This is a genomic window from Cryobacterium tepidiphilum (assembly GCF_003716325.1).
GTDB lineage: Bacteria > Actinomycetota > Actinomycetes > Actinomycetales > Microbacteriaceae > Cryobacterium > Cryobacterium tepidiphilum.
Genome location: NZ_RDSR01000011.1, coordinates 69,828 through 95,042, shown reverse-complemented (window position 1 = coordinate 95,042; position 25,215 = coordinate 69,828). Strand labels below are relative to the sequence as shown.

General features: G+C 71.4%; 29 protein-coding genes and 1 tRNA gene. 17 read left to right on the top strand and 13 right to left on the bottom strand.

The window, feature by feature from the left end; translation table 11 throughout:
- Positions 1 to 51 precede the first annotated feature (51 nt).
- Complete coding sequence (locus EEJ31_RS08405) at positions 52 to 1,008, bottom strand: glycosyltransferase family 9 protein (protein ID WP_199727312.1); 957 nt, start codon at positions 1,006 to 1,008, stop codon at positions 52 to 54.
- An 87-nt stretch (positions 1,009 to 1,095) separates the two neighbouring features.
- Here EEJ31_RS08405 and EEJ31_RS08400 point away from each other — a divergent pair, with 87 nt between their 5' ends.
- From EEJ31_RS08400 to EEJ31_RS08370, 7 genes are read left to right on the top strand one after another with little or no spacing between them, the layout of a single operon-like run.
- Positions 1,096 to 1,710 (top strand): D-glycero-alpha-D-manno-heptose-1,7-bisphosphate 7-phosphatase, encoded by a 615-nt coding sequence (locus EEJ31_RS08400; RefSeq protein ID WP_123045856.1) that lies wholly within the window; start codon positions 1,096 to 1,098, stop codon positions 1,708 to 1,710.
- A complete protein-coding gene (locus EEJ31_RS08395) occupies positions 1,707 to 2,756 on the top strand; it encodes a glycosyltransferase family 9 protein (RefSeq protein ID WP_123045855.1) in 1,050 nt (349 codons plus the stop codon). The genes EEJ31_RS08400 and EEJ31_RS08395 overlap by 4 nt, the downstream gene beginning before the upstream one ends.
- Positions 2,753 to 3,748: a glycosyltransferase gene (locus EEJ31_RS08390; protein ID WP_123045854.1), complete on the top strand. Its 996-nt coding sequence runs from the start codon at positions 2,753 to 2,755 to the stop codon at positions 3,746 to 3,748. Before EEJ31_RS08395 ends, EEJ31_RS08390 begins: the two co-directional genes overlap by 4 nt.
- Complete coding sequence (locus EEJ31_RS08385) at positions 3,745 to 4,995, top strand: glycosyltransferase (protein WP_123045853.1); 1,251 nt, start codon at positions 3,745 to 3,747, stop codon at positions 4,993 to 4,995. Before EEJ31_RS08390 ends, EEJ31_RS08385 begins: the two co-directional genes overlap by 4 nt.
- Positions 4,992 to 5,657: a D-sedoheptulose-7-phosphate isomerase gene (locus tag EEJ31_RS08380; RefSeq protein WP_407643218.1), complete on the top strand. Its 666-nt coding sequence runs from the start codon at positions 4,992 to 4,994 to the stop codon at positions 5,655 to 5,657. Before EEJ31_RS08385 ends, EEJ31_RS08380 begins: the two co-directional genes overlap by 4 nt.
- Positions 5,654 to 7,021, top strand: a complete 1,368-nt coding sequence (locus EEJ31_RS08375; protein WP_123045852.1) for a PfkB family carbohydrate kinase — start codon at positions 5,654 to 5,656, stop codon at positions 7,019 to 7,021. The genes EEJ31_RS08380 and EEJ31_RS08375 overlap by 4 nt, the downstream gene beginning before the upstream one ends.
- Before the next feature lie 31 nt (positions 7,022 to 7,052).
- Positions 7,053 to 7,748, top strand: a complete 696-nt coding sequence (locus tag EEJ31_RS08370) for an SDR family oxidoreductase (protein ID WP_123045851.1) — start codon at positions 7,053 to 7,055, stop codon at positions 7,746 to 7,748.
- On the opposite strand, the gene EEJ31_RS08365 is transcribed toward EEJ31_RS08370, so the two are convergent.
- The gene (locus EEJ31_RS08365; protein ID WP_123045850.1) at positions 7,717 to 8,838 is read right to left on the bottom strand and encodes a glycosyltransferase family 9 protein; all 1,122 of its coding nucleotides are present in this window, start codon (positions 8,836 to 8,838) and stop codon (positions 7,717 to 7,719) included. The genes EEJ31_RS08370 and EEJ31_RS08365 overlap by 32 nt on opposite strands.
- 178 nt (positions 8,839 to 9,016) lie before the next feature.
- On the opposite strand from EEJ31_RS08365, the gene rfaE2 reads away from it, so the two are divergent.
- The 7 genes from rfaE2 to EEJ31_RS08330 all read left to right on the top strand — a co-directional run bounded on the left by rfaE2 (position 9,017) and on the right by EEJ31_RS08330 (position 15,157).
- Positions 9,017 to 10,513, top strand: coding sequence for a D-glycero-beta-D-manno-heptose 1-phosphate adenylyltransferase (gene rfaE2 / locus EEJ31_RS08360; RefSeq protein ID WP_325049338.1), 1,497 nt, complete (start codon positions 9,017 to 9,019; stop codon positions 10,511 to 10,513).
- Positions 10,510 to 11,370 (top strand): glycosyltransferase family 2 protein, encoded by an 861-nt coding sequence (locus tag EEJ31_RS08355; protein WP_199727310.1) that lies wholly within the window; start codon positions 10,510 to 10,512, stop codon positions 11,368 to 11,370. The genes rfaE2 and EEJ31_RS08355 overlap by 4 nt, the downstream gene beginning before the upstream one ends.
- Before the next feature lie 12 nt (positions 11,371 to 11,382).
- Entirely contained in the window at positions 11,383 to 11,577 is a 195-nt protein-coding gene (locus EEJ31_RS08350; RefSeq protein WP_123045848.1) for a DUF2795 domain-containing protein, read from the top strand.
- Positions 11,570 to 12,475: an SDR family oxidoreductase gene (locus tag EEJ31_RS08345; RefSeq protein ID WP_123045847.1), complete on the top strand. Its 906-nt coding sequence runs from the start codon at positions 11,570 to 11,572 to the stop codon at positions 12,473 to 12,475. The genes EEJ31_RS08350 and EEJ31_RS08345 overlap by 8 nt, the downstream gene beginning before the upstream one ends.
- A gap of 24 nt (positions 12,476 to 12,499) precedes the next feature.
- On the top strand, positions 12,500 to 12,901 hold the full coding sequence (locus tag EEJ31_RS08340) for a four-helix bundle copper-binding protein (RefSeq protein ID WP_123045846.1): 402 nt from the start codon (positions 12,500 to 12,502) through the stop codon (positions 12,899 to 12,901).
- A 35-nt stretch (positions 12,902 to 12,936) separates the two neighbouring features.
- Positions 12,937 to 13,410: an SRPBCC family protein gene (locus EEJ31_RS08335; RefSeq protein WP_123045845.1), complete on the top strand. Its 474-nt coding sequence runs from the start codon at positions 12,937 to 12,939 to the stop codon at positions 13,408 to 13,410.
- 61 nt (positions 13,411 to 13,471) lie between these two features.
- Positions 13,472 to 15,157 carry a bifunctional 3'-5' exonuclease/DNA polymerase gene (locus tag EEJ31_RS08330; protein ID WP_123045844.1) on the top strand — a complete coding sequence of 562 codons (1,686 nt, stop codon included), beginning with the start codon at positions 13,472 to 13,474 and terminating at the stop codon, positions 15,155 to 15,157.
- Here the strand turns inward: EEJ31_RS08330 and EEJ31_RS08325 are convergent.
- Positions 15,139 to 15,735 carry a PadR family transcriptional regulator gene (locus EEJ31_RS08325; RefSeq protein WP_123045843.1) on the bottom strand — a complete coding sequence of 199 codons (597 nt, stop codon included), beginning with the start codon at positions 15,733 to 15,735 and terminating at the stop codon, positions 15,139 to 15,141. The two genes, EEJ31_RS08330 and EEJ31_RS08325, sit on opposite strands and share 19 nt — an antisense overlap.
- 225 nt (positions 15,736 to 15,960) lie before the next feature.
- Between EEJ31_RS08325 and EEJ31_RS08320 the strand changes: the two genes are divergently transcribed.
- The gene (locus tag EEJ31_RS08320; protein ID WP_123045842.1) at positions 15,961 to 16,482 is read left to right on the top strand and encodes a DUF3145 domain-containing protein; all 522 of its coding nucleotides are present in this window, start codon (positions 15,961 to 15,963) and stop codon (positions 16,480 to 16,482) included.
- A gap of 33 nt (positions 16,483 to 16,515) precedes the next feature.
- Here the strand turns inward: EEJ31_RS08320 and EEJ31_RS08315 are convergent, their stop codons facing one another.
- The 5 genes from EEJ31_RS08315 to EEJ31_RS08295 all read right to left on the bottom strand — a co-directional run bounded on the left by EEJ31_RS08315 (position 16,516) and on the right by EEJ31_RS08295 (position 21,406).
- On the bottom strand, positions 16,516 to 17,751 hold the full coding sequence (locus tag EEJ31_RS08315) for a beta-ketoacyl-[acyl-carrier-protein] synthase family protein (protein WP_123045841.1): 1,236 nt from the start codon (positions 17,749 to 17,751) through the stop codon (positions 16,516 to 16,518).
- Between the two features lie 91 nt (positions 17,752 to 17,842).
- On the bottom strand, positions 17,843 to 18,091 hold the full coding sequence (locus EEJ31_RS08310) for an acyl carrier protein (protein WP_022883990.1): 249 nt from the start codon (positions 18,089 to 18,091) through the stop codon (positions 17,843 to 17,845).
- Between the two features lie 60 nt (positions 18,092 to 18,151).
- Positions 18,152 to 19,156, bottom strand: coding sequence for a beta-ketoacyl-ACP synthase III (locus EEJ31_RS08305; RefSeq protein ID WP_123045840.1), 1,005 nt, complete (start codon positions 19,154 to 19,156; stop codon positions 18,152 to 18,154).
- 27 nt (positions 19,157 to 19,183) lie between these two features.
- On the bottom strand, positions 19,184 to 20,107 hold the full coding sequence (locus EEJ31_RS08300; protein WP_123045839.1) for an ACP S-malonyltransferase: 924 nt from the start codon (positions 20,105 to 20,107) through the stop codon (positions 19,184 to 19,186).
- A 99-nt stretch (positions 20,108 to 20,206) separates the two neighbouring features.
- Complete coding sequence (locus EEJ31_RS08295; RefSeq protein ID WP_123045838.1) at positions 20,207 to 21,406, bottom strand: PucR family transcriptional regulator; 1,200 nt, start codon at positions 21,404 to 21,406, stop codon at positions 20,207 to 20,209.
- A 242-nt stretch (positions 21,407 to 21,648) separates the two neighbouring features.
- On the opposite strand from EEJ31_RS08295, the gene EEJ31_RS08290 reads away from it, so the two are divergent.
- A complete protein-coding gene (locus EEJ31_RS08290; protein ID WP_158603927.1) occupies positions 21,649 to 22,116 on the top strand; it encodes a peroxiredoxin in 468 nt (155 codons plus the stop codon).
- Between the two features lie 49 nt (positions 22,117 to 22,165).
- Positions 22,166 to 22,241, top strand: a tRNA-Val gene (locus EEJ31_RS08285).
- 53 nt (positions 22,242 to 22,294) lie between these two features.
- On the opposite strand, the gene crcB is transcribed toward EEJ31_RS08285, so the two are convergent.
- The 5 genes from crcB to EEJ31_RS08260 all read right to left on the bottom strand — a co-directional run bounded on the left by crcB (position 22,295) and on the right by EEJ31_RS08260 (position 25,208).
- A complete protein-coding gene (crcB, locus tag EEJ31_RS08280; RefSeq protein WP_123045836.1) occupies positions 22,295 to 22,675 on the bottom strand; it encodes a fluoride efflux transporter CrcB in 381 nt (126 codons plus the stop codon).
- Complete coding sequence (locus EEJ31_RS08275) at positions 22,672 to 23,154, bottom strand: fluoride efflux transporter FluC (protein WP_123045835.1); 483 nt, start codon at positions 23,152 to 23,154, stop codon at positions 22,672 to 22,674. Before EEJ31_RS08275 ends, crcB begins: the two co-directional genes overlap by 4 nt.
- Positions 23,155 to 23,259: 105 nt before the next feature.
- Positions 23,260 to 23,775, bottom strand: coding sequence for a universal stress protein (locus tag EEJ31_RS08270; RefSeq protein WP_123045834.1), 516 nt, complete (start codon positions 23,773 to 23,775; stop codon positions 23,260 to 23,262).
- Positions 23,776 to 23,789: 14 nt separating this feature from the next.
- Positions 23,790 to 24,806, bottom strand: a complete 1,017-nt coding sequence (locus tag EEJ31_RS08265; protein WP_123045833.1) for a hypothetical protein — start codon at positions 24,804 to 24,806, stop codon at positions 23,790 to 23,792.
- Positions 24,807 to 24,836: 30 nt separating this feature from the next.
- Entirely contained in the window at positions 24,837 to 25,208 is a 372-nt protein-coding gene (locus EEJ31_RS08260; RefSeq protein ID WP_123045832.1) for a CHY zinc finger protein, read from the bottom strand.
- Between the last annotated feature and the right edge of the window lie 7 nt (positions 25,209 to 25,215).

The following is a 25,215-nucleotide window of genomic DNA, read 5'->3' as shown; positions in this document are numbered from 1 at the left end:
CCGCCCGCTGAACACGCCGCCCGCTGAACACGCCGCCCGCTGAACAGCCGCTCAGACAGGGCGGCTCGCGAGGGAACGCGCGGCCGAGACGACGTCAGCCGGCGTGACGGCGAGGATCGCCGGATCAGGCTCGCTGCCGAAGGTGTCGCCCCGGCGGAGCGTCGCGTCGGTGAGCACGATGTGCGGCCCATCGGCCGGCGGCCCCCATTCCTCCACGGGAGCGGGACCGAACAGGACCACCGACGGCACTCGGTACGCGGACGCCAGATGCGCGGCTCCCGTGTCGGCCGAGACGACCAGCGCGGCCGCGGCGATGAGCGACGCGAAGCCGTCGAGCTCGAGCCGACCGGCGAGCACGGTCTCGTCGGGAAGGCCGGACAGTGCCGCCACCTCCCGTGCACGCGCAGCCTCCGCGGCGCTTCCGGTGAACACGACGCGCTGCCCGTCTTCCGTGAGCGCACGGGCGACCTCGGCGAATCGGGTGACCGGCCACTGCCGGGAACCGTAGAAGGCCCCCACGTGCACGACGGTCGCATTCGGCACGACCGGGCGCACTGCGGGGACCCGCAGTCGCATGTCGAGCGGATCGGCGGGCATCCCGTGCGCTGAGACGAGCCGCGCCCAGCGGTCCCGCTCGTGGATGCCGTCGAGCCACTCCGGGCCGTCCCATCCCGGGGCGTGGTGTCCCAGCCGCACCGGCGCCCGGAGACGCTCGAGGGCGCCCCGGCTCTCCGGCCCGTTCCCGTGCAGGTTCACCACCGTCTCGACGCTGCCGGGCTCCAGGTCGAGTGGGTCGTCCAGTCCCGGTGTCGGCAGCAGGTCATCGACGCTGTCGACCAGCGACACGATGGGCCGCAGCCACCCGGGTGCCGCGTACACCAGCCGGTGGTCCGGCCGGGCGCGCTTGATCGCGTGCAACGCCGGCACGGCGACGAGGAGGTCGCCGAGCTTGAGCGCGCGCAGGGCGAGGACCACGGGTCGGTCATCGCCGGTGGGAGGAAGCTGCATGCACCCCACCATTGCAGAAGTCCGCGGCCGGCAGCAGCTGAGGCGGGAAAGACGTTTGTTCTCTTCGGCAGGGGGAACAGCAGAAGTATGACCAGGCCGACGGCGGTGCACCCCCGGGCCGTTCTCTTCGACAGGGACGGCACGCTGGTGGTCGACGTGCCGTACAACGGCGACCCCGATCGGGTGGAGGCCATGCCCACGGCGGCCGCGGCCCTGCACCTGCTCCGCTCGCACGGGATTCCCACGGGCGTGGTGACCAACCAGTCCGGGATCGGCCGCGGCATCGTCACGCCCGATGACGTCGCCCGGGTGAACGAACGTGTGGATGAACTGCTGGGTCCGTTCGACACTTGGTGCGTCTGCCCCCACCGCGAAGACGAGGACTGCGCCTGCCGCAAGCCCCGGCCGGGCATGCTGATCCAGGCGGCCCGCGAGCTCGGTGTGGTGCCGGGCGAGGTCGCCTACATCGGGGACATCGGTTCCGACATGGAGGCGGCGGTCGCGGCCGGCGTTCGCGGCGTCATGGTTCCCACCGCGTTCACGCGCCTCGGGGAGATCCTCGACGCGCCGGCCCTCGCTCCCGACCTCCTCGCCGCGGTCACGCTCCTGTTGGGCGCAGCGGATGCGATCGGTGACGACGCGGACGCCGGCGAGGATGCGGGCGCGGTCCCGCCCGGCGACGACCGGGAGGCGCGCGCATGACCCGCCGCGTTCTCGTGGCCCGGCTCGACAGTCTCGGCGACGTACTCCTGGCCGGTCCGGCCGTGCGCGCGATCACGGCCGGCCGCCACGGCCAGCCGGCTCAGGTCTGGATGCTCTGCGGGCCGCAGGGCGCACCGGCGGCGGCGTTGCTCCCCGGCGTGGAGCGAGTGCTCACCTGGGCGTCCCCGTGGATCACCGACCCCGCGCCGGCCGTGACCGAGGAGCATCTCGCCGCTCTGCAGGGCATGGTTCGGGAGTGCGCCCCCGACGAGGCCGTGATCCTCACCTCGTTCCATCAGTCCGCGCTGCCCCTCGCCCTGCTGCTCCGCCACGCCGGCGTGCCGCGCATCACCGGGGCATCCGTCGACTACGCCGGCAGCCTGCTCGACGTGCGGCTGCGCCCGGGGGAGGACTTCCCCGAGGACCAGCCCGAGGCCGAGCGCGCCCTGGCCATCGCATCCGCTGCCGGCTACGCGCTCCCTGCGGGCGACGACGGGCGGCTCGCCGTCATTCCGACGGCCGACGCCACCGCCCTCACCGGACCGTCGCCGTTCGTCGCAGTGCACCCCGGTGCCGCCGTGCCGGCACGCACCTGGCCGGCGGAGCACTACCGTCGCGCCGTGCGGCTCCTGGCCGACGCCGGCATCCGCACCGTGGTCACCGGTGGCCCCGGCGAAGCGGGCCTCACCGCTCTCGTGGCGGCCGACCGGGCCACGGACCTCGGCGGTCGCTGCACCCTGCCGGAGCTGGCCGCCGTGCTCGAACGCGCCTCGGTGGTCATCACCGGCAACACCGGGCCCGCCCATCTCGCCGCCGCAGTGCGCACGCCGGTCGTGAGCCTGTTCTCCCCGGTCGTCCCGGCCATCCGCTGGGCGCCGTACAAAATCCCCGTCGAACTGCTGGGGGACCAGCAGGCGCCGTGCCGGAACACCCGAGCGCGCGTCTGCCCGGTGCCAGGGCACCCCTGCCTCAACGAGGTCACGCCCGCCGACGTGGTGCGTGCGACGCTCGCCCTGTTGCGCCGCGACGGTGAAGGAGCGGCATGAGGATCCTGCTCTGGCACGTGCACGGCGGATGGACCGACGCGTTCGTTCGCGGCGACCACGAGTACCTGCTCCCCACCACGCCGGAGGGCGGGCCGTGGGGCCTGGGGCGAGCGGGCCGGGAGTGGCCGGCGAACGTGCGCGAGGTCTCGCCCGACGCGCTGCACGACACCGACGTGGACTGCGTGGTGCTGCAGCGCGCCGAGGAGATCGACGTCGCGCACCGGTTGCTCGGCCGTCGTCCCGGCCGCGATGTGCCGGCCGTGTACGTGGAGCACAACACGCCGAAGGGCGACGTGCCGTTCACCGTGCACCCGCTCGGCGAGCAGGGCGAGATCCTGCTGGTGCACGTCACGCACTTCAACCGGCTGTTCTGGGATTCCGGGCGGGCGCCGGTGACCGTGGTGGAGCACGGCGTCGTCGATCCGGGGCCGCTCTACACCGGTGAGCTGGAGGTCCAGGCAGCGGTGATCAACGAACCGATCCGCCGGGGACGCGTCACCGGCACCGACCTGCTCCCGCACTTCCTGCAGGCAGGACCGGTCGACGTCTTCGGCATGGGCGGCGACCGGCTGGCGGAGGAGCTCGGCATCGCGTCCGGACTCGTGCACGCCGGCGACCTGCCCACCGGCCGCCTGCACACCGAGCTGGCCAGGCGACGCGTGTACCTGCATCCGCTGCGCTGGACCTCGCTCGGCTTGTCGCTCCTCGAAGCCATGCACCTTGCCATGCCGGTCGTGGTGCTCGCCGCCACGGAGGCGCCCCGGGCGGTGCCGCCGGAGGCGGGCGCCATCGGGACGGATGTCGCGGCGCTCGTCGCCGAGGCGGGCCGGCTCGTCGGCGACCCCGATGAGGCCCGCCGCCGCGGGCTCGTGGCACGCGAGGCTGCCCTGGAGCGTTACAACCTGCGCACCTTCCTGGCGCGCTGGGACGAGGTGCTCGGCGACGCCCGGGCGCGATCCGTATCGGCGATAACCGAGAGGAGTAATCAATGAGGATATCCATGGTGTCCGAACACGCCAGCCCGCTCGCCGCCCTCGGCGGCGTCGACGCGGGAGGCCAGAATGTGCACGTCGCGGCCCTCTCCTCCGCGCTGGCCCGGCTCGGCCATACCGTGACGGTCTACACGCGCCGGGATGATCCGGGCCTAGCCGAGCGAGTCGACGCGGCACCCGGTGTCGAGGTCGTGCACGTCACTGCCGGACCCGCCCGGCACATTCCCAAGGACGAGCTGCTGCCGTACATGCCCGAGCTCGGCGCCGGCATCGCTCGCGACTGGGCCGGCGTGCGGCCAGACGTGGTGCACGCCCATTTCTGGATGTCTGGCCTGGCCGCGCTGGACGCGGTGCGGGCGACCGACGCCGACATTCCCGTCCTGCAGACGTTCCACGCCCTCGGCACCGTGAAGCGCCGGCACCAGGGCGCGGACGACACCAGTCCCAACGAGCGCGCCTGGCTCGAACCCTGGGTGGGGCGGAATGTCGACGGGGTCATCGCAACCTGCTCCGACGAGGTCTTCGAACTGCGCGCCATGGGGGTCGACGCGCGCTCGATCTCCGTCGCACCGTGCGGCGTGGACTCCGCACTGTTCCGACCCGACGGCCCCGCGGAGGAGCGCGGGAACCGTGCACGCATCGCCGTCGTCGGGCGGCTCGTGCCGCGCAAGGGGGTCGACATCGCCATCCGAGCGCTCGCCGCACTGAAGCACGCCGGCCGCACCGACGTCGAGCTCGTCATCGTCGGCGGGTCGGGCGGCGCGAGCGACCCGGCAGCCGACCCCGAAGCGCGGCGGATGATCCGGCTCGCGGATGAGCTGGACGTCGCCGATCAGGTCGTCGTGCGCGGGCAGGTGCCGCAGGCCGACCTGCCGAGAATCTTGCGCTCCGCCAACGCCGTCGTCTGCGTCCCCTGGTACGAGCCGTTCGGAATCGTGCCGCTGGAAGCGATGGCGTGCGGCGTGCCTGTCATCGCCGCCTCCGTGGGAGGACTCATCGACACGGTCGTCGACGGCGTCACGGGCATCCACGTGCCGCCTCGCGACCCGGAAGCGGTCGCCGAGGCGATCCTGCAGATCGTCGACGACCCGGCGCGAGCGGCGGAACTCGGCCGCATGGGCCGCACCAGGAGCCGCACGCGGTACACCTGGAACCGCGTCGCCCAGACGACCGCGAAGGTCTACCGGGGGATCCTGGCCCAGGCCGACCCCGTGACCGACCTCACGGCCGACGGAGGTGCGTTGTGAGGGTGCAAGCGGTACGGAACCTGGTCGCAGCCCCGACACCGGAGACCGTCGGTGCGGGCATCGTCCTCGAGCACTTGTCGGGCCTCGGGGACGTCGTCACCCAGCTGGCAGCCGAGGCGGGCCACCTCAGCGAATGGGGCCGGGAACTCTGCACCCGGCTGATCGGCGGCCACCGGCTGCTGACGTGCGGCAACGGCGGGTCGGCGGCCGAGGCGCAGCACCTGAGCGCCGAGATCGTCGGCCGGTTCGAGGGGGACCGGCCCCCGTTCTCGGCCATCGCCCTGCACGCCGACTCATCGAGCGTCACGGCCATCGGCAACGACTACGGGTTCGACGAGGTGTTCGCGAGGCAGGTCACCGCCCACGCGCGTCCCGGCGACATCGTGCTGTTGCTGTCCACGAGCGGTCGCAGCCCCAACCTGTTGCGCGCCGCCGAGGCCGCCGGTGCCGCCGGGGCCACCGCCTGGGCCCTCACCGGCCCCGGCCCGAACCCGCTCGCCGAGCGCTGCGACGACTGGATCGGCCTGGACAGCCGCGCCTCGAACGTGCAGGAGGGCCAGCTCATCGCCATCCACGCCATCTGCTGCGCCTTCGACGCTTACCTGGGGAGCCCCGCCGTCACGGCCCCGGTCGCCGCCGTGCGGCCCGGCGGTGTGCGATGAGCATCGTCGTGGTCGGCGATACGCTGCTCGACGTCGACCTCAGCGGTTCCGCCGAGCGGCTGAGTCCCGACGCTCCCGTGCCGGTCATCGACGTCGCCCGCTCCGTCATGCGGGCCGGCGGCGCAGGCCTCGTCGCGCGGATGCTGGCCGATGACGGGGAAGACGTGCTGCTGGTCACCGTCCTCTCCGACGACGGCCGCTCCGGTGACCTTCGCGACGCGCTCTACGGGATCACGGTCGTCGCCGGTGCCTCCAACGGACCCACGCCCGTGAAGACCCGGCTCCGCGCCGCGCAGCAGGCGATCGCCCGCATCGACGAAGGATGTGTCGACCCGGCGACACCCACCGTCACCGAGGCCATGATCGCCGCCATCGAGGCGGCCGACGCCGTCCTCGTCGCCGACTACGGGCGCGGCGTCGCCGCCGACGAACGCATCCGCGCCGCCATAGCGGCGCGGGCAGGATCCGTCCCGGTCGTGTGGGACCCGCACCCGCGCGGGGCGGTTCCCGTGCCGGGGCTCGCCGCCGTCACCCCCAACCTCGCCGAGGCGCGCGCGTTCTCCGGCGCCACCGGAACCGGCCTGCCGCTGGCCGTGCACGCCGGCGAGCGGCTGCGTGAGGCGTGGGATGCCCGCGCCGTCATCGTGACGATGGGCGCATCCGGGGCGCTGCTCTGCTCCCTCGACGCGCCGAGGGGACCGGTCGTGGTGCCCGCGCCGGCCGTGGCGGCGACCGACCCCTGCGGCGCCGGAGACCGGCTGGCGGCGACGCTCGTCCGCGAGCTGCAGGGCGGCTCCGCGGTGGCCGCGGCGACCGCCGTCGCCGTTCGCTCGGCGTCCGGTTTCCTCGCCGCGGGTGGCGTGGCGGGCATGGGCGCGGGGCGCTGGCCGGTGCAGATCGGTGGACCCGCCGGCGACGCACTGACCGTGGCTGCCGCCGTGCGCGCCGCCGGCGGCACCGTGGTGGCGACCGGCGGATGCTTCGACCTCCTGCACGCCGGGCACGCGCGCACCCTGTCGGCCGCCCGCGGACTCGGTGACTGCCTCATCGTCTGCCTCAACTCCGACGCATCCGTTCGCCGCCTGAAAGGTGCCGAACGCCCCATCATCGCCGAAGCCGACCGGGTCGACCTGTTGCTCGCCCTCGAATGCGTCGATGCCGTCCTCGTGTTCGAGGAGAACAGCCCCGAGGAGGCGCTCCGCCGGCTCCGCCCCGACGTCTGGGTGAAGGGCGGCGACTACTCCGTCGACGACCTGCCCGAGGCGCCGCTCATCACGAGCTGGGGCGGCTGCACCGTGACGGTGCCGTACCACCCCGCACGTTCCACCTCCCGGCTGGCCTCCGCGCTCGCCCGGGTCAGCTGAACCAGAAGCCATCGAAGTAAAGGAGCAGTGAGTGACTGAGACAGTATCTCCAGGACGCGTACTCATCACCGGCGGCGCGTCGGGCCTCGGTGCCGCCGTCGCAAAGGCCGTCGCCGACGCCGACGGCACCCCGATCGTGTTCGACCGGGTGAAGGCCGAGGGAATCGAATCGTCGTGGGTGGTCGACGTCTCCGACACCGCCACCACCCGCCAGGCGGTGACGGCGGCGGCGGAGGCGCACGGCGGTCTCGACGCGATAGTCACGGCGGCGGGCATCGACCGCTGCGGTCGCCTCGACGAGGTGGACCCCGTGGAGTGGGAACGCGTGATCATGGTGAACCTGTTCGGCACTGCGGCTGTCGCCCAGGCCGCGCTGCCGTACCTCAAGCGCAGCCACGGGCGCGTCGTTACGGTCGCGTCCTCGCTCGGGCTGAAGGCGGTGTCGGATGCGACGGCCTACTGCGCGTCGAAGTTCGGCGTCATCGGCTTCACCCGCGCACTCGCGGCCGAGACCCGCGGCGAGATCGGGGTCACGACGCTCATCCCCGCGGGGATGCGCACCCGCTTCTTCGACGACCGCGACGAGAAGTACAAGCCGCACGACGAGTCCAAACTCATCGATCCCGCCCGCGTGGCCGACGCCGTGCTGTTCGCGCTGCAGCAGCCCACGGGCTGCGAGATCCGCGAGCTCGTGATCACACCGGAAGAGGATGACTCCTGGCCGTGACCCGGGTCACGGCCAGGATGGCTTCCAGCGCGTCCCGCACCGACACGTCGGTCACGAAGGACACGTCATGCTCGCAGCGCTCCGCCCCGCTCTGCGTCACGTCGATGTCGCACTCCGGGCACCGGTTCGTCCACGACACGAGCGCGCGCTGGTGCGCCCGCGTGAGCGGCCCCGCGTTGATCAGGTTGCCGACCCAGTAGATGCCCACTGTCGGGGCCCCCGCCGCCTGTGCCAGGTGACGGGGGCCGCTGTCGTTGCCGAGCACCACGGCGGCGTGCGCGAAGATCCCCATCAACTGTCCGAGGTCCGCGCGCCCGGCGAGCGACACCAGCCTCCCCGCGTCGACAGGCCGGGTCGAATCCCGTGCCCGGTCGACGATCGCGTCGGCGATCTCGGCCTCGGATGCGTCGGCCACGGCGGCCACTCGCATGCCGGATGCGACGGCCTGCGCCGCCACCTCGGCGAAGCGATCCGCCGGCCATCGCCGTCGCGGGTCGGTGGCGCCGGGATGGATGACCAGGAGCGGACCGTCCCCTGCCGGCAGCAGCGGTGCGGCCCGCCGCCGGTCGTCGTCGGTGACCTCCAGTTCGGCTTCGAGCGCGACGGGCTGCGCGCCCGCCAGCGCCACCACCTCCAGGGCGCGGAGGACCTCGTGCTGGTAATAGACGTAGGGCATGGTCCGTTCGAGGGGCGCTGCCTCCGCGGTGGCCAGGCCCACGGTGTGGCGGGCGCCGAGTTGCAGCAGGAACGGGTTGGAGTAGCGGCCGCCCCCGTGGACCTGCACGGCCAGGTCGAAGTGTTCGTCTCGCATCCGCTGCAGCCAGGCCTCGGCGGCCGGCGGGTCCTCCACACCGGGGCGGATGCCCGGCACCACGGGAAGCACCTCGATGTGGTGCACGGGGGAGGGGCGCCCGGCCAGCAGGGCCGCCTGGGCGGGAAAGCACATGAGCGTGATCTGCGCCGCGGGGTAGGCGTGCGCGAGGGCGCGGAGCGCGGGCTCGGCGAACATCAGGTCCCCGAGGCCGCCTCCGCGGAGGACGGCGATCCGGCGCACGTCGTCGAAAGGCTCGGGATGCTGGACACGTCGCATGCATGTCCTGTTCCCGGCTTCGGGGTGCGGCAAACGCACAGCGGATTCCCCTGGAGGACCGGTCGCGGGATGCGATGTTCGCCGGTAGGTTGCGCGTGTAGCGCGGTGGGAAATGGGTACCGGGCAGGTGACACTCTTTGTCGCTTCCACGCGGCGGGGCGCTGACAAAGGAGGAGCAGTGAGCGGACCAGAGCACGTCTCCCCGGGACTCGCGCGCGCCATCCGACAGCAGTCGCCGGTCGTGGCGGTGCTCGGCGACTTCCTCCTCGACGGATGGTGGCGGGGCACCAGCGAGCGCATGGCCCGGGAGGCGCCGGCCCCCGTCGTCGACATCGAAAGCCGCAGCTACGCGCCCGGAGGAGCTGCCAACACCGCCATGAACCTGGCCGCCCTGGGAGCCCGGGTGCGAGCCGTGGGCGTGATCGGCGACGACGAGGCCGGCCGCCTGCTGCGGGACCTGCTGGGGGCGGCGGGCATCGACCTATCAGGCCTGCTCAGCTCCGGCGGCGTCACGACCACGACGAAGACCCGCATCCTCGGCGCCGGGCAGGTGCTGGTGCGCGTGGACGACACCTTCTCAGGCGACTACCCGGCTGCCACGGTCGATGCGCTGGCCGAGGCGGCCCTCGCCGCGGGCGCCGGGGCTGACGCGGAGGTGATCTGCGACTACGGCTCCCGCGCCCTCAGCGCCACCGTCGTCGCGGCCCTGGCCGGCCGCACCGTGAGGCCGCGGCTGACGGTGGTCGACGCGCATGACCCGTCCAGGTGGTCCTCGCTCCGGCCGGACCTCGCCACCCCCAATGCGCACGAGGCGGCCCGTCTCATCGCGGCCGACCTGCCCCCGGGCGGCGACCGACCCGCGTGGTTCGCGGAGCACGCCGCAGAGCTCTTCCAGGCGACGGGCAGCGAGGCGATCGTCGTCACCCTCGACCGCGACGGAACCGTGCTCCTGACCCGCGACCTTCCCGCGTACCGAACCTGGGCCGTCCCGGTCGCAGAGAAGCAGGCCTCCGGCGCCGGGGACACCTTCGTCGCCGCGCTGACCGTCGCCCGGAGCACCGGGCGTCCGCTCACCGCCAGCGCCGATTTCGCCCAGGCCGCCGCCGATGTCGTGGTGCGCCGGTTCGGCACCTCGGTCTGCTCGACCGACGACCTTGCGCACCACCTGGGCCACAGTGCCGAGGTGCTCGACGAGGAGGAACTGGCGACCCGGCTCGCGGTCGAGCGCGGCAACGGCCGGCGCATCGTGCTCACCAACGGATGCTTCGACGTGCTGCACCCGGGCCACACCGCGTCGCTCAACCAGGCGCGGGCCCTCGGTGACGTGCTCGTGGTGGCGGTCAACGGCGACGAGTCCACCCGACGGCTGAAGGGCGAAGGCCGCCCGGTCAACCGGGCCGAGGACCGGGCCGGCCTGCTCTCCGCCCTGGCCAGCGTGGACTACGTGACCATCTTCGACACCGACACACCGATTCCCCTGATCGAGCGCATCCGGCCCGACGTGTACGCCAAGGGCGGCGACTACACGCCGCAGATGCTCGAGGAGAGCGACGTCGTGACCGGCTACGGCGGGGAGGTCCGCATCCTCGACTATGTCCCAGCCCAGTCGACGACCGCCGTCGTGGAGCGCATCCTCGGGACCGGCCACGGGCCGGAGGCGGTGGTCGACGTATGACGTCGCGGCGCACGGCGGCCGAGTGGGCCCGCGAGCTCGTTCCCGGCGACACTGCCGTCGATGTGCTGGTTCCCACGTCGGGCAGGGCGGCGGAGCTCGCTGTCACGCTCGCCGGGTTAGCTGCCCAGGATGATCCGCCCTTCACCGTCACGATCAGCGACCAGTCACCGGCCGCGCGCATCGGCGACGACCCGGCCGTGGCCGCGATGGTGCGCGTGCTACGCGCGCAGGGGCGCCCGGTCCGCGTCCTGCCGCACCTGCCGCGCCGGGGTCTCGCCGAGCAACGTCACTTCCTCCTGGGCGAATCGGCGGCGCCCGCCGTGCTGTTCCTCGACGACGACGTGTGGCTGGAGCCCGGCATGCTGGCCCGCCTGCACGCCGCCCTCTCCACGCTCGGGTGCGGGTTCGTCGGGGCGGCCGTGCAGGGCCTGTCCTACCTCGACGACCGGCGACCGCATGAGACCGAACCCTTCGAGCCGTGGCCCGGCGGTGTCGTGGAGCCGGAGCGGATGCGCGAGGACGCGCCCGGGTACGGCCGGTGGACGCTGCACAATGCGGCGAACCTCGCCCACGTGGCGGCCGGCCTCGACCTCGCCCGCGACGAGTGGCTGGCGTACAAGATCGCCTGGCTCGGCGGATGCGTGCTCTACGCCCGCGAAGCGCTGGTCGCGTGCGGCGGGTTCAGCTTCTGGAGCCGGCTCCCGCCCGACCACGCCGGCGAAGACGTCGCCGCCGAGTGGCGCGTGATGGAGACCTACGGAGGCGCGGGCATCGTTCCCAGCGGAGCTGTGCACCTCGAAGCACCCACCACCGTTCCCAACCGGGACGTACAGGCCACCGACGTGGTCTTCACATGAAAGGAAAGCAGCATGCCTGACACCCCCAACCCCATCCAGGTGCAGAAGTTCCTCTCCGGCATCGAGTACCCGGCGAGCAGGGACGACATCGTGCAGGCCGCGGAGAAGAACGGCGCCGACGACAACGTCCTCGGCGCGCTCCGGAACCTTCCCGACCAGGACTTCGACGCGCCCACCGCCGTGAGCGAGGCGATCTCCGGTGAGTGACCAGGCGGGCGATCAGCTCCGCTTCCAGGACCCGGCCACGCGGTATCCGTCGATCTCACCGCCGGAACAGGACCAGCCTGAACCGGGCCTCGACCAGAAGCTCCAGCCGCACGCCGACCACGGTGAGGACAGCTACCGGGGCACCGGAAGGCTGGAGGGCCGCAAGGCCCTCGTGACCGGCGCCGACTCCGGGATCGGTGCCGCCGTCGCTCTCGCCTTCGCCCGGGAGGGCGCCGATGTCGCCCTGTCGTACCTGCCGGAGGAGCAGCCCGACGCCGACCGCATCGCGAGCCTGATCGAGCAGGCCGGGCGAAAGGCCGTGAAGCTGCCGGGCGACGTGCGCGACGCCGAGCACTGCCGCAACCTGGTCGCCCAGGCCGTGGAGGCACTCGGCGGCCTGGACATCGTGGTCAACAATGCCGGCAAGCAGGTGTTCTGCGAGAAACTGGAGGACCTGCCCGACGAGCAGTTCGACGCGACGTTCAAGACCAATGTGTACGCGATGTTCTGGATCACGAAGGCGGCCCTCCTTCACCTGCCGGCCGGATCATCGATCATCAACACGACGTCGATCGAGGCCTACCAGCCGTCCCCGATCCTGCTGGACTACGCCACCACGAAAGCGGCGATCAACGCGTTCACGAAGGGGCTCGCCCAGCAGCTCGCGCCCCGCGGCATCCGGGTCAACGGCGTCGCCCCCGGTCCCATCTGGACCCCGCTCCAGGTATCCGGCGGGCAGCCGAAGGACGCCCTCCCGGAGTTCGGCGCGTCGACGCCGCTCGGCCGCGCCGGGCAACCCACCGAGTTGGCACCCGCGTACGTCTTCCTGGCATCACCCGAGTCCAGCTACGTGCTGGGGGAGACGTTGAACGTCAACGGCGGGATGCCATCGCCGTGACACCACCATCGGAAGGAGAACGCCATGAGCATCACACAGGACATGATCGACACGTACCCGGGAAACCTCGCACCGTCGCCCCTCGGGCTGTACGTCAGCTGCATCGACGCCTGCCTCGCGTGTGACCAGGCCTGCACGGCCTGCGCAGACGCCTGCCTGGCGGAGGAGGAGCTCGAGCGCCTCACCCGCTGCATCCGTCTCGACCTCGATTGCGCCGACATCTGCGGCGCCACCGCGCGCGTGCTGTCACGGCACACCGACACCGACCCCAGGGTCACGCTCGCTCAGCTGCGCGCCTGCGCGGCGGCCTGCGAGGTGTGCGCCATCGAGTGCGAAAGCCACCGGCACAGCCACTGCCAGGCGTGCGGCGCCGCATGCCGGCGCTGCCAGAAAGCCTGCGAGGACCTCATCGCGGCTCTCGCTTGACCCCCGACTCACCCAACACACGGAAGAAGGACACCATGGCAACCGTCAACGCAGACATCGACGTCGACGCCCCGATCAGCAGCGTGTACAACCAGTGGACGCAGTTCGAGTCGTTCCCGCAGTTCCTGAGCGGGGTCGACGAGGTGGTGCAGATCGACGACACGCACACGCACTGGAAGGTCTCCATCGCCGGCGTCACGCGTGAGTTCGACGCGGAGATCACCGAGCAGATCCCGGACACCCGTGTCGCCTGGACCAGCACCGGGGGCGAGGCGCACGCGGGCGTGGTCACCTTCCATCGCCTCGACGCCGACACGACCCGGGTCTCGCTCCGGCTCGACTGGGAGCCGGAGGGGTTCGTCGAGAAGGCCGGGGCGCTGCTGCAGGTGGACGACATCCAGATCGGAAAGGACCTGCACACCTTCAAGGAGCTGATGGAGTCCAACGGGTTCACCCCCGGCGGCTGGCGCGGCACAGTCGACCGGGCGCCCGACGCCACCGGGCAGTAGCGCCTCAGGCGCCGGCCGGCCCGCGAAGCCGACCGGCGCCGCGAGGCGGCACAATTGACAGGTGTACATACTGGTCAGCCGGGACGGCGGGAAGGTCCTCGTCGCTCCGCTGACCGATGACGGAAGCGCCTCCGCGCCGGAACTCACGCTGAGCGACGCCGAGTTCGGCAGGTACGTGCAGGAGCAGGACTCGGCCGCCCGGTGGGTGTGGGACGACACCGTGGCCTGGTATCCGCGGCTGCTAGCCGGCGGGATCCGCATCGCGCGGTGTCACGACCTGCGGCTCTGCCATGTCATCCTGCGCCACTCGACGCTCAGCGCCGGCAGCGACCTCGCCTCGGCCCCCGCGGGCGAATGGGACGCCTCGGCCCTCTCCGGCGGTGCCGGCGAGGGCGAGGCCCTGTTCGAACTCGGCCACGGCGGGCTTCCCGACCCCCGCGGCGAGTTCCTCCGCCAGCTGGAGGCCGTGCGCGCCGCCACCGCCCCCGGGCGCCTGAGGCTGCTCCTCGCCGCGGAATCGGCCGGCGCCCTCGTCGCCGCCGAGATGCAGTTCGCCGGGCTTCCCTGGCGCCGGGACGTGCACGAGCGTCTCCTGGCGACCGAGCTCGGCCCCCGGGTGCCGCACGGCACGCGGCCGGAGCGACTCGAGAGGCTTGCCGCGCGCATCCGTGTCGCGCTCGAGGCACCCGCGCTCAACCCGGATTCGCCGGTCGAACTGCTGAGGGCGCTGAAGGCAACCGGCCTGCCCATCGCATCCACGCGCGCGTTCGAGCTCCGCCGGGTCGAGCATCCGGTGATCGAACCGCTGCTCGAGTACAAGAAGCGATCCAGGCTCCTGAGCGCGAACGGGTGGGCGTGGATGGACGCCTGGGTGGTCGACGGCCGGTTCCATCCGGAATACCTGCCCGGCGGCGTCGTCACCGGGCGCTGGGCCGCGCGTGGCGGGGGAGCGTTGCAGCTCCCGAAACAGGTTCGCGGCGCCGTTGTCGCCGACGACGGCTGGAAGCTGGTTGTCGCCGATGCGGCCCAGCTCGAGCCGCGGATCCTCGCCGGCCTCGCCGCCGACGTGGCCATGGCGGATGCCGGCCGGGGAACCGACCTGTACGCCGGCATCGTGGCGGGCGGGGTCGTCGAAACCCGGCAGCAGGCAAAGGGCGCGATGCTGGGGGCGATGTACGGCGCCACGACCGGGCAGGGCGGCCAGCTGCTGCCCCGGCTGGCCGCGGCGTACCCGCGCGCCGTGGCTGCGGTGGAGGCGGCGGCCCGACTGGGCGAACGAGGGGATGTCGTGACGACGCTGCTCGGTCGCTCGTCGCCGCGTCCCGACGCCGGCTGGCGAGCCGCGCAGGCGCAGGCCTCCCAGCCCGGGGCGACGGCCGCCGACGAGCGCCGCGCTCGAAGCCAGGCCCGGGAGTGGGGCCGCTTCACCCGCAACTTCATCGTGCAGGGCAGCGCCGCCGAGTGGGCGCTGTGCTGGCTTGCCGAGATCCGCAAGGAGCTCTGGGAGGTCGGTACCCGGGCGGATGCCTCCCCCGGTGGATCGCCTGCGCCGTTTCGTCGACGGCCGCACCTGGTGTTCTTTCTTCACGACGAGGTGATCGTGCACACTCCCGAGGCGTTGGCCAAAGAGGTGGCGGAGGTGGTGCGGGAGGCGGCCGCCCGGGCGGGCCGGCTGTTGTTCGGGGAGTTCCCGGTCGACTTCCCGCTCTCGGCCCGGATCGTCGACAACTACGCCGAGGTCACGTAGGCGGGAGGGTTGGCCGGACGCCGTCCCCTGCGGGGACGGTCCTGGCTGAACTCCCGCCGGAACGCCTCGGCCCCGTTCCGGCGCAGCTCCTCCTCCACCTTTCCGAGCCAGGCCAGCGCGGCGCGGGACAGCACGGTGTCGGCGTGCGCGGCCAGGCGCTCCGCCGCCGAGGAGTCCGCTCCGGCCTCCTGGTCTTCGTCCACGATCGCCGCCTGCTCCCAGGCGGCGCGGTTCCGGGCGATGATCGAGAAGGCGTCGACGTCGGGCAGGGAACAGGCAAGGAGCACGCGGCTCACCAGGTCGTTCCACTCCTCGCCGGGTGTGCTGTCTGTGGCGTGCAGCCACTCCCGGGCCTGCACGCGCCCGGAGGGAGTCAGCCGGTAGAGCGGCAGCCCGTCCTCGGTCGCGCCCGCGGACTCCACCGCGCCCTGGCGCATGAGGCGGTCGAGCGTCCCGTAGATCTGGCCGACGTTCACGCTGCGTCGGCCCGCGGTGCGCGAGCGCAGCTCCCCGTGCAGCTGGAAGCCGTAGGCCGGACCGACCGTGAGGATCGCGAGCATGCCGTCGCGTACAGACATCCCTGCCTCCGATCCGGGCCCTCACCCTCCCTTGAGGATAGGCATCCCCGGGCGTGGATGCTCGAAGGCTGGCCGGGTGCACCGGCCGAAGCTTGTGGCGGGCGTGCGGAGACGGCATAATTCAGGTACCGGCTGTGCCGGAATAACTGCATAGTGCCGCTGCTGGTCATGGTTTCACGAGGTCGTTGGGGAAGACGCACCTCACAGAAACGGAGAATCAGACACATGGCGGCAACAACCACCCGTCAGGCGCCTGCCGCGCGGGGAGTACTTTACGTGCACTCGGCACCAGCAGCGCTGTGCCCTCATGTCGAGTGGGCGACCGGTCGCGCCCTCGGTACGGCGGTGAACTTCGATTGGGCCCGCCAGCCGGTGCTGAAGGGGTCGCAGCGCGCCGAGTTCTACTGGGAAGGCGACCGCGGAACCGGCGCCGCCATCGCATCCGCGCTGCTCGGCTGGGAGCAGCTGCGCTTCGAGGTGACCGAGGATGCGGGTCTGGGCGCGGACGGCGGTCGTTGGCTGCACACGCCGGAGCTGGGCATCTTCTACGCCCAGACGGACACGGCAGGCAACATCGTCATCCCGGAGGACCGCGTGCGGTATGCCATGGAGGCTGCCGGGACGAACGCCCTGGACCTCCACCGTGAGTTGCGCCTCGTGCTCGGCCAGGCGTGGGACGACGAGCTGGAGCCGTTCCGGCACGCCAGCGACATGAACGCCGTGGTCTGGCTTCACGAGGTGGGCTGAGGTACCTGACCTCCAGCCCCCTCGTGAACCTTGTCAGACGCTGCGGAACGCCACGACGGCGTTGTGGCCGCCGAAGCCGAACGAGTTGCTGATCGCGAGCAGGTCTCCGGCGGGAAGCGCGCGTGGCGACGTGACGACATCGAGCGGGATCTCGGGGTCCTGCTCGGTGAGGTTGATCGTCGGCGGGGCGACACGCTCCGCGAGCGCCTTCACCGTGAAGAACGCCTCGATCGCCCCCGCGCCGCCGAGCAGGTGCCCGGTGGACGCCTTGGTCGCCGAGACGGGGATGCCGTCGAGGAGGTCACCGAACACGCGGCGCAGGGCGTTGTACTCCGCGATGTCGCCGACCGGGGTGGAGGTGGCGTGTGCGTTGATGTGCGCCACGTCCCTGAGGTCGGCGCCGGCCTGCGAGACTGCGGCCACCATCGCCCGCGCGGCGGCGGAGCCCTCGGGGTCGGGCGCGGTGATGTGATACGCATCACTGGTGACCGCGCCGCCGAGAAGTTCGGCGTAGATGCGGGCGCCGCGGGCCTTGGCGTGTTCCTCGGTCTCGATGACGAGCGCCGCGGCGCCCTCACCGAGCACGAATCCGTCACGCGTCACGTCGTAGGGGCGGGACGCGGTTGCGGGGGTGTCGTTGCGCTTGGACAGCGCCTGCATCGCGGCGAACGATGCGATCGGGAGCGGGTGGATGGCGGCCTCGGAACCGCCGGCGATGACGACGTCGGCGAGCCCCTGCTGCAGCCGGTCGTAGGCATTGGCGACGGCCTCGGTGCTGGACGCACACGCAGAGACGACGGTGCGGATGCCGGCACGGGCGTGCAGGTCCATGCCGATGGCGGCGCCGGGGCCGTTCGGCATGAGCATGGGCACGGTCATCGGAAGTACCCGTCGGGGGCCCCGTTCACGCAGGGTGTCCCACGCGTCCAGGAGCGTCCAGACGCCGCCGATGCCGGTGGACCAGTCCACGGCGAGCCGCTCCGGCTCGACCTCGGGAGCTCCGGCATCCGCCCAGGCCTCACGGCCGGCGATGAGGGCGAACTGGCTGGACGGGTCGAGGCGCTTGACCTCACGGCGGTCGAGGACGTCTGCGGCGGGCACCTTCGCCTGCGCCGCGAACGTGATCGGCAACTGGGTCTCGGCGACCCAGTCCTGCTCCAGGGTGCTGGCACCGGATGCCCCGGCCAGCAGGGCGTTCCAGGTGTCGGGACCGTTCCCGCCCAGGGGCGAGGTGGCGCCCAGTCCCGTGATAACGATTTTCTTGGTCATAAGGTCAAACTCCCGATGGAAGGGGTAAAACGCGGGCGACCCGCAAACGGGCAGACCGACCGAGCGGTCGGCCTGCCCGTTCGGGGGAATGTCAGTCCTGGGCCTTGACGATGAACTCGACGGCGTCGCCGACGGTCTTGAGGTTCTTGACCTCTTCGTCGGGGATCTTCACGTCGAACTTCTCTTCTGCGTTGACGACAATGGTCATCATCGAGATGGAGTCGATGTCCAGGTCGTCGGTGAACGACTTGTCCAGCTCGACAGTGTCGGTTGCGATGCCTGTCTCGTCGTTGATGAGCTCGGCCAGGCCGGCAAGAACTTCTTCGGTGGACAATGCCATTGTTTTCTCCTTGGGGGGTGTCTCGTTTGACCGGAACTAAGTTTAGGGTGACGCGGCGCTCTACGGCAGAACGACCACTTGCGCGCCGAAGACGAGGCCCGCCCCGAAGCCGATCTGCAGGGCCAGCCCGCCGCTGAGGCCGGGGTTCTCCTCGAGCAGCCGATGCGTGGCGAGCGGGATGGACGCGGCCGACGTGTTGCCGGTCGTCGCGATGTCCCGTGCGATCGCGACGGACTCGGGGAGCTTCAGCTGTTTGGCGAACTCGTCGATGATGCGCATGTTCGCCTGGTGCGGGATGAAGGCGGCGAGCTGGTCGCTCGTGATGCCGGCGGCGTCGAGGGCCTGCTTGGCGACCTTCGCCATCTCCCACACGGCCCAGCGGAAGACCGCGGGCCCTTCCTGCCGGAGGGTGGGCCATGGGGCCTCGCCGCGGCGGAACTCCTGCAGCGTGTGGTTCATGCTCACGGCGTCGCCCCGGGAGCCGTCGGATCCCCAGACGGTGCTCGAGATGCCGGGATAGGAGCTCGCCCCGATCACGACCGCCCCGGCGCCGTCACCCAGGAGGAATGAGATGGACCGGTCGGTGGGGTCGACGACGTCCGAGAGCTTCTCGGCGCCGATGACGAGGGCGAAATGCGCGACACCGCTGCGGATCAACGCGTCGGCCTGGGCCACCGCATAGGTGTACCCGGCGCAGGCGGCGTTCATGTCATAGGCGGCCGCGGGGTTCGCCCCCACCCTGTCGGCGACGATGGCCGCCATGGAGGGCGTCTGCCGGGTATTGCTGATGGTCGCGATGATGACGGCGTCGATCAGGTCGGGGGCGATGCCGGCGCGTTCGATCGCTTCGTGCGCAGCATCCGTCGCGAGGTCGACCGCCTGCACGTCCTGGCTGGCCCGCGTGCGCGTGATGATGCCGGTGCGCTGCTGGATCCATTCGTCCGAGGAGTTGATGGGCCCGACCAGGTCGTCGTTGGGGACGCTCAGGTCGCCGCGGGCGGCTCCGACGGAGAGGATGCGGGTGTACTGCGGGCCGTGCGACTGCTGGAGGACTGGTTGCGACATTCGTCTCTTTCGGATCGGGTCGGGGTGTCAGCTCTGGTCGGCGTCGAGGAGCGCGAAGGCGGCCTCGAGGTCGTCGGGTGTCTTGATGGCGACGCTCGGCACGCCCTTCAGGGCCCGCTTGGCGAGTCCCGTGAGGGCGCCGGCCGGGGCGACCTCGATGATGCCCGTGATTCCCGCCTCTGTGAACGACTGCATGCAGAGGTCCCAGCGCACGGGGGAGGAGACCTGGCCGACAAGCAGGTCGACGAAGGATGCGCCGCTCGTGACCCGGCTGCCGTCGCGGTTGGTCCAGAGCGAGAGCGTCGGGTCGGCGGGGGCGAGCGTCGAAGCGACGTCGGTGAGGTGCTGCACGGCCGGCGCCATGTACCGGGTGTGGAAGGCGCCGGCGACCTGGAGCGGGATGACCCGGGCGCGGGCCGGCGGGTTCTCGGCGAGGGTGGCGAGCCCAGGGAGGGCGCCGGCGACGACGATCTGGCCGCCGCCGTTGAAATTGGCCGGTTGCAGGCCGAGGTCATTGAGTCGGGCCAGCAGTTCGGCCTCGTCGGCGCCGATGACGGCGCTCATCCCGGTCGGTTCCAGGGCGGCGGCCGCTGCCATGGCGCGGCCGCGCTCGGTCACGAAGCGCATCGCCTCGGAGTTGCCGAGGACACCGGCACCCGCGGCGGCGGTGGCCTCGCCCACGGAGTGGCCGGCGATGCCGCCGACTCGGTCACGCCGGCCGTCTGCGAACAGCGCCTTCAGGGTGAGTATGCCGGCGGCCACGATGAGCGGCTGGGCGACGGCGGTGTCCCGGATCGTCTCGGCGTCGCTCTCGGTGCCGTGTGCGACGAGGTCGATGCCCGCCGCCTCCGACATCGATTCGAGCTCCCGCGTGAAGGCGGGATCGGTGAGCCAGGGGGTCAGGAAGCCGGGGGTTTGCGAACCCTGGCCGGGGCAGACGACGACAATCACCGTTCTAGTCTCGCAAGCCCAGGGGCCGGTGCCGTGTCGACCGTCGACCAAGTATCACGGGAACGTTTGTCGGAAGCCACAGCCTCAGCGTAGGACGATTCAGCGTCGTCGGGTGGATCCGTCGTGGTCGCTGATGGATCCGATGATGAGTGCCGCCTGCAGGATGAGCGCCTCCCGTGCCCCGGTCGCGTCGTATCCGATCACCTCGGACACCCGCTTCAGCCGGTAGCGCACGGTGTTCGGGTGAACGAAGAGCTCGCGGGCCGTCGCCTCCAGCGAGCGGCCGTTGTCGAGGTAGCACCAGAGTGTGGCGAGCAGTTCGGTGGAATGCGCCTGCAGTGGGCGGTACACGCGGTGGATGAGCGTGGCGCGGGCCAGGGGGTCGCCTGCCAGGGCGCGCTCCGGGAGCAGGTCGTCCGCCTGCACCGGGCGGGGCGCGTTCCGCCAGGAGCGGGCGACGGCAAACCCGGCCAGGGCGGCCTTCGCGCTCTTGGAGGCGTCGACGAGGTTCGGGACCTCGTGGCCGAGCACGAGGTGGCCCGGCCCGAAGCTCTGCTCCAGTTCCATGGCGATGTCCATGAACGACAGCTGCGGCACAAGGCTGTCGTCCGTTTCGCTGCCAACCGCGCGTGCGCGGCCGATGACGAGCACGAGCCGGTTGCCCTGCACGCCGATCAGCACGTCGGCGGCCATGTGCCTGGCAGCGCGGCGCAGCTGGTCGACGTCGAGGAGCTTGGGGGTCGTGCCGACCAGCACGCACACCTCGCCGTGGCCGTGCCAGCCGAGCGCGGCGATGCGGCTGGGCAGTTCGTCGTCGTACTCGCCGCTCAGGATGGAGTCGACGACGAGGGCCTCGAGGCGGGCGTCCCAGAGTCCGCGGGCCTCGGCGGCGCGGGCGTAGACATCCGCTGCGCCGAAGGCGATCTCACGGGAGTACAGCAGGATCGCCTCGCGGAGGGCTTCGCCGCCGTCCTTGACCCGTTCCTCGACCACCTCGACGGTGACGCGGATCAGCTGCAGGGTCTGCTGCAGGCTGACCGACCGCAGGAGTTCGCGCGGGGCCGCCCCGAACACGTCGGCGGCGATCCACGGCGTGGACTTGGGGTCGTCGAACCAGGAGATGAAGGAGGTGATACCGGCCTGGGCGACCAGCCCCACCGCCGAGCGGCGACCCGGCGGCATCTCGCCGTACCAGGGCAGGGTCTCGTCAAGGCGCTTGATGGTGGCGGTGGAGAGCTCGCCGGAGATGGTGCGAAGCCATGCGAGCGTCTGCTCTTTGGTCTTGGGAGCAGCTGCCACTGAACGGTTCGACCTTTCTCTGTTCCTGCCCGGTGGCGCGAAAGCCGGGGTAGACCCCGCCAGCGCGCCTGCCTACTGATTCTAGGTGCGCGCGCGATCGGTTCCTGCCGCCGACCGGAGGCCGCGAACGGGCCGCCCGGCGTTCTCGCATCCGCCATTCTTGGTTCCCCCAGCGTGCGGCGCTAGGCTGACTCACCGTGTTCAGACGCGCCTTTTGCGCGGCTGGGAAGGAAATGCACATCATGGCTCTGGAAAACGACACCCAGGCACCAGACTTCGAGCTCATCAACCAGTACGGGCAGACCGTGCAGCTGAGCCAGTTCCGCGGGGAGAAGTCGGTCGCCCTGGTGTTCTTCCCGCTCGCCTTTTCTGGGGTCTGCAGCAATGAGCTCTGTGAGCTGCGCGACAACCTGCAGCTGTTCGACGACAGCCGGGTGGAGCTGCTGGCGATCTCGGTCGACTCACGGCACACGCTGCGCGCCTGGAGCGAGCAGGAGGGTTACAGCTTCAACCTGCTCGCCGACTTCTGGCCGCACGGGGGAGTGGCGAAGGAATACGGCGTCTTCCTGGAGGAGAAGGGGTTCGCCAACCGGGCGACGTTCCTCATCGACCCGAGCGGCATCATCCGTGCCAGCTTCATCACGGCGCCGGGCGAGGCGCGCCACCTGGAGGCCTACCGCGCCGCACTGGAGGAACTTCAGCCCGCGTAGCCCGCTTTCGGTATGATGTGACACGACCTGTTGTCGCCCGCGCGACCAGGGGCCTTTAGCTCAGTTGGTAGAGCGCCACGTTTACACCGTGGATGTCATCGGTTCGAGCCCGGTAGGGCCCACCATCCGTCGCCAGCCCCGCGAGCCGAAACCTGAAGCGGCGGGGTGGTTGCGAGGCTCAGCCGGGAAGCGAGCCGAGCCACAGGCCGAGCCCGGCGGCCGCCACCGCCGCCACGAACATCCCGAGGCCGTTGACCAGGGCGGCGCCGAAGCGCCCCTGTTGCGCCAATCGCACGGTTTCGAAGCTCGCCGTGCTGAACGTGGTGTAACCGCCGAGAAAGCCGGTGCCGACGACGAGGCGCCACTCAACGGGCAGGGAGTGCGTGAGCGCGAGACCGGTGACCACCCCGAGCAGGAGGGAACCGCTCACATTGATGACCATCGTGCCGAGGGGATAGGCCGTCTTCACCCGGCTGCGCACGAACCCGTCGACCCCCAACCTCGTCGCGGCGCCGATGCCGCCGGCAAGGGACACCGCCAGGATGACCGCGACGTTCAACGACTTCCTCCGTGCCGCTTGGCGAGGAACGCCGCCCGAGTCGGCCGCCAGCCGTGGCCGGCTGCACCCGCGACGATGCCCGCGGTCGAGGCGAGCGCGCCGACGATCAGGGTGAGCGCGCCGTACGCGAAGGCGGGCCACAGCTGGGCGCCCGTGATCAACCCATCGGTTTCGACGGCGAGCGAGCTGTACGTGGTGAAACCGCCGAGCATGCCGGTGCCGACGAGGAGGCGAAGGATCCGACGTACGCCGTGGTCAGGGCCACGGCGCACCAGCGCCTCCAGCAACAGGCCGAGCGCGAACGCGCCAACAATGTTGACCACGAACGTGCCGACGGGAACTCCCTGCCAGGCGGGGAGCGCCGTCGAGAGGAGGTAGCGGCCAGCGGTGCCGATGCTGCCCCCGAGCATGACCAGGCCCACGTACTCCCAGCGGAGGTGCACGGGCCGCGGCGCTTTGCTCGGGGAAGGTCCGGGCATGGCTGCTCCACATTCGTCGTCCAGACAGGAAGCCATCAGCAGACGGTGCGGTTCGAGCAGTGGCGCTCCGGTGGGATCCATCACCGTTCGCAAATATACCCGACGTCACTTCCACGGCAATTGCGTGCCGTCGGTCACGGGGGAGAGCGGGACCACAAGGATCGGACGGTGCTGGCGGTGTGCGAGGTGCACGGCGACCGAGCCGTTGAAGAATTCACGAACACCTCGTCGTACGCCGGGGCGGTGGGTGCCGACGACGATCAGGCGGGCGTTCACGGCGTCCGCCAGGTGGCCCAGCGCCCGGGCGGGGTCGCCGGCCAGGGCGCGCAACGTGTACGGCGCGCCGGACCGTCCCAGCACCTCCGCGATGTGGTCGGCGAGCGTCGGGTCGAACTCTTCATCGCCGAGCTCCGGGAGGTCCGGGTCGTAGGGGAGGGAGACGACGCTGCCGTCCGGATGTTCCTCGACCGGATAGCGGCCCAGGTCGACGTGGACGCAGACGAGGTGGCATCCAAGGTCAGCGGCGAGGGCGCACGCCTGCAGCAGCACGTCGTCGGGCTGGCCGGGCTCAACCGCGACGACGATCACGGAAGCAGTTCGCCGCGCAGGTGTGTCGGTCATGGAAGATCCTCCGCTCAGCGCCCTTCGGTCTCCGCGACGTCGGTCTCGAACAGCCCATCGGGCTGCCAGGTGACCCTGACCTCGATGAAACCGGTGAACTCCGGATCGTCGGGCAGCGTGCGCAGGGTCGTGTCCACACGCAGCCCCGAGGCCGTGATCTCGGATCGCCGGCTGCACCCGCTCGAGGAGACGCGATCCGCCCTCCCTCGGATGATGAGGCAGTAGTGGCCCTGGAACGTCATGGCCGCGAAGGTCTCGTAGGAGTGCCACGAGTTGACCTGGCGGACGCTTTCGGGCACGATGTCCGACCCCACCGCTGGGAGCGTGCGGTCGATGTACACGGGTGGTTCGGCGAAGATCTGGAAGGCCTCGCCCGGACCGGTGCCGATCGCGGAGAGCGGATCGTCGGTGGCCTGGGCGAACCCCGGCGGAGGCGACGATTGCTTGATGTCGGTCGAGGTCAGCGGCGTGTCCCGCGTGACCGGCTGCGGGCTGAGTGCCTGCACGCCCAGGGTGGCGACGATCCCGAGGGCGGCTCCCGCGACGAGCACGAGCACGGGCCGCCATCGCGGTGGGCGTGGGTCGCTGTCGACGACAGGAGATACACGGTCGGGCGATGGGCGGTCGCCGGCGTATCTGGCGGCATGTGCGGCGCCCGCGCGCACGGGCGCGTCGCCGGCCGTCCAGTCGGCGAAGCCATCGAGGAGCTCCTCGAGCACCCGGGCGTGCTCGGCCCGTTCCTCCAGCAGTGACCGCAGTCGCTCCTCGGGAGCGCGGCCCGCTTCGCCGGGCTCGCCGTCGGCGTCGTGGGCATCCGCTGCCGGCCGCGCGTAGACGGCCGTCTGCAGGGGGCGAAGAGCGGTGGCCGGGTCAGGTGTGCCGGTCGGCGTCGGCGTCAACGGATGCGCGTGCCACCAGAGCGCATCCTGCACGTCAAGGCGCCCGCGCCAGGCGCCCTGCAACCGCTGCAGGAGCACCGGGTCGTCTTGCGAGGCGCTCCAGAGCCGCTCGGCAAGCGTGGCCCTCGACATCCGCACCCCTTTGTTCGGTGTGGGGTAACTCTAATCGTCTGCCGGGAGCCGGGGTAGTGCCGTAGGGCGGCCTTCAGGCGGCTGGGACGCCGGTTCGAAGTAGAAGCGGCTGTGCAGGCGGCATCCGGGGTTGAAGCCGGCGCCGCAGCGCGGGCAGTCGTCTGCTGTGAGGTACTCCCTGATGGCCAGCTCGCTCCGGCAGACTCCGCACAACACGGCCGCCGCGTCCTGCTCGGAAACGGGCCATGGCCCCGCCGGATGCCCGGCCTGTTCTTCGTGGCAGAGGTGGCACGGATAGTACTCGTTGCAGCACCGGAATCTGATGGCGACGACATCGAGCGGCGAGTGGTAGTGGACGCACCTCGTCTGTTCGTCGACGGGACGGCCGAGGACGGTGGTCATGGCTTTC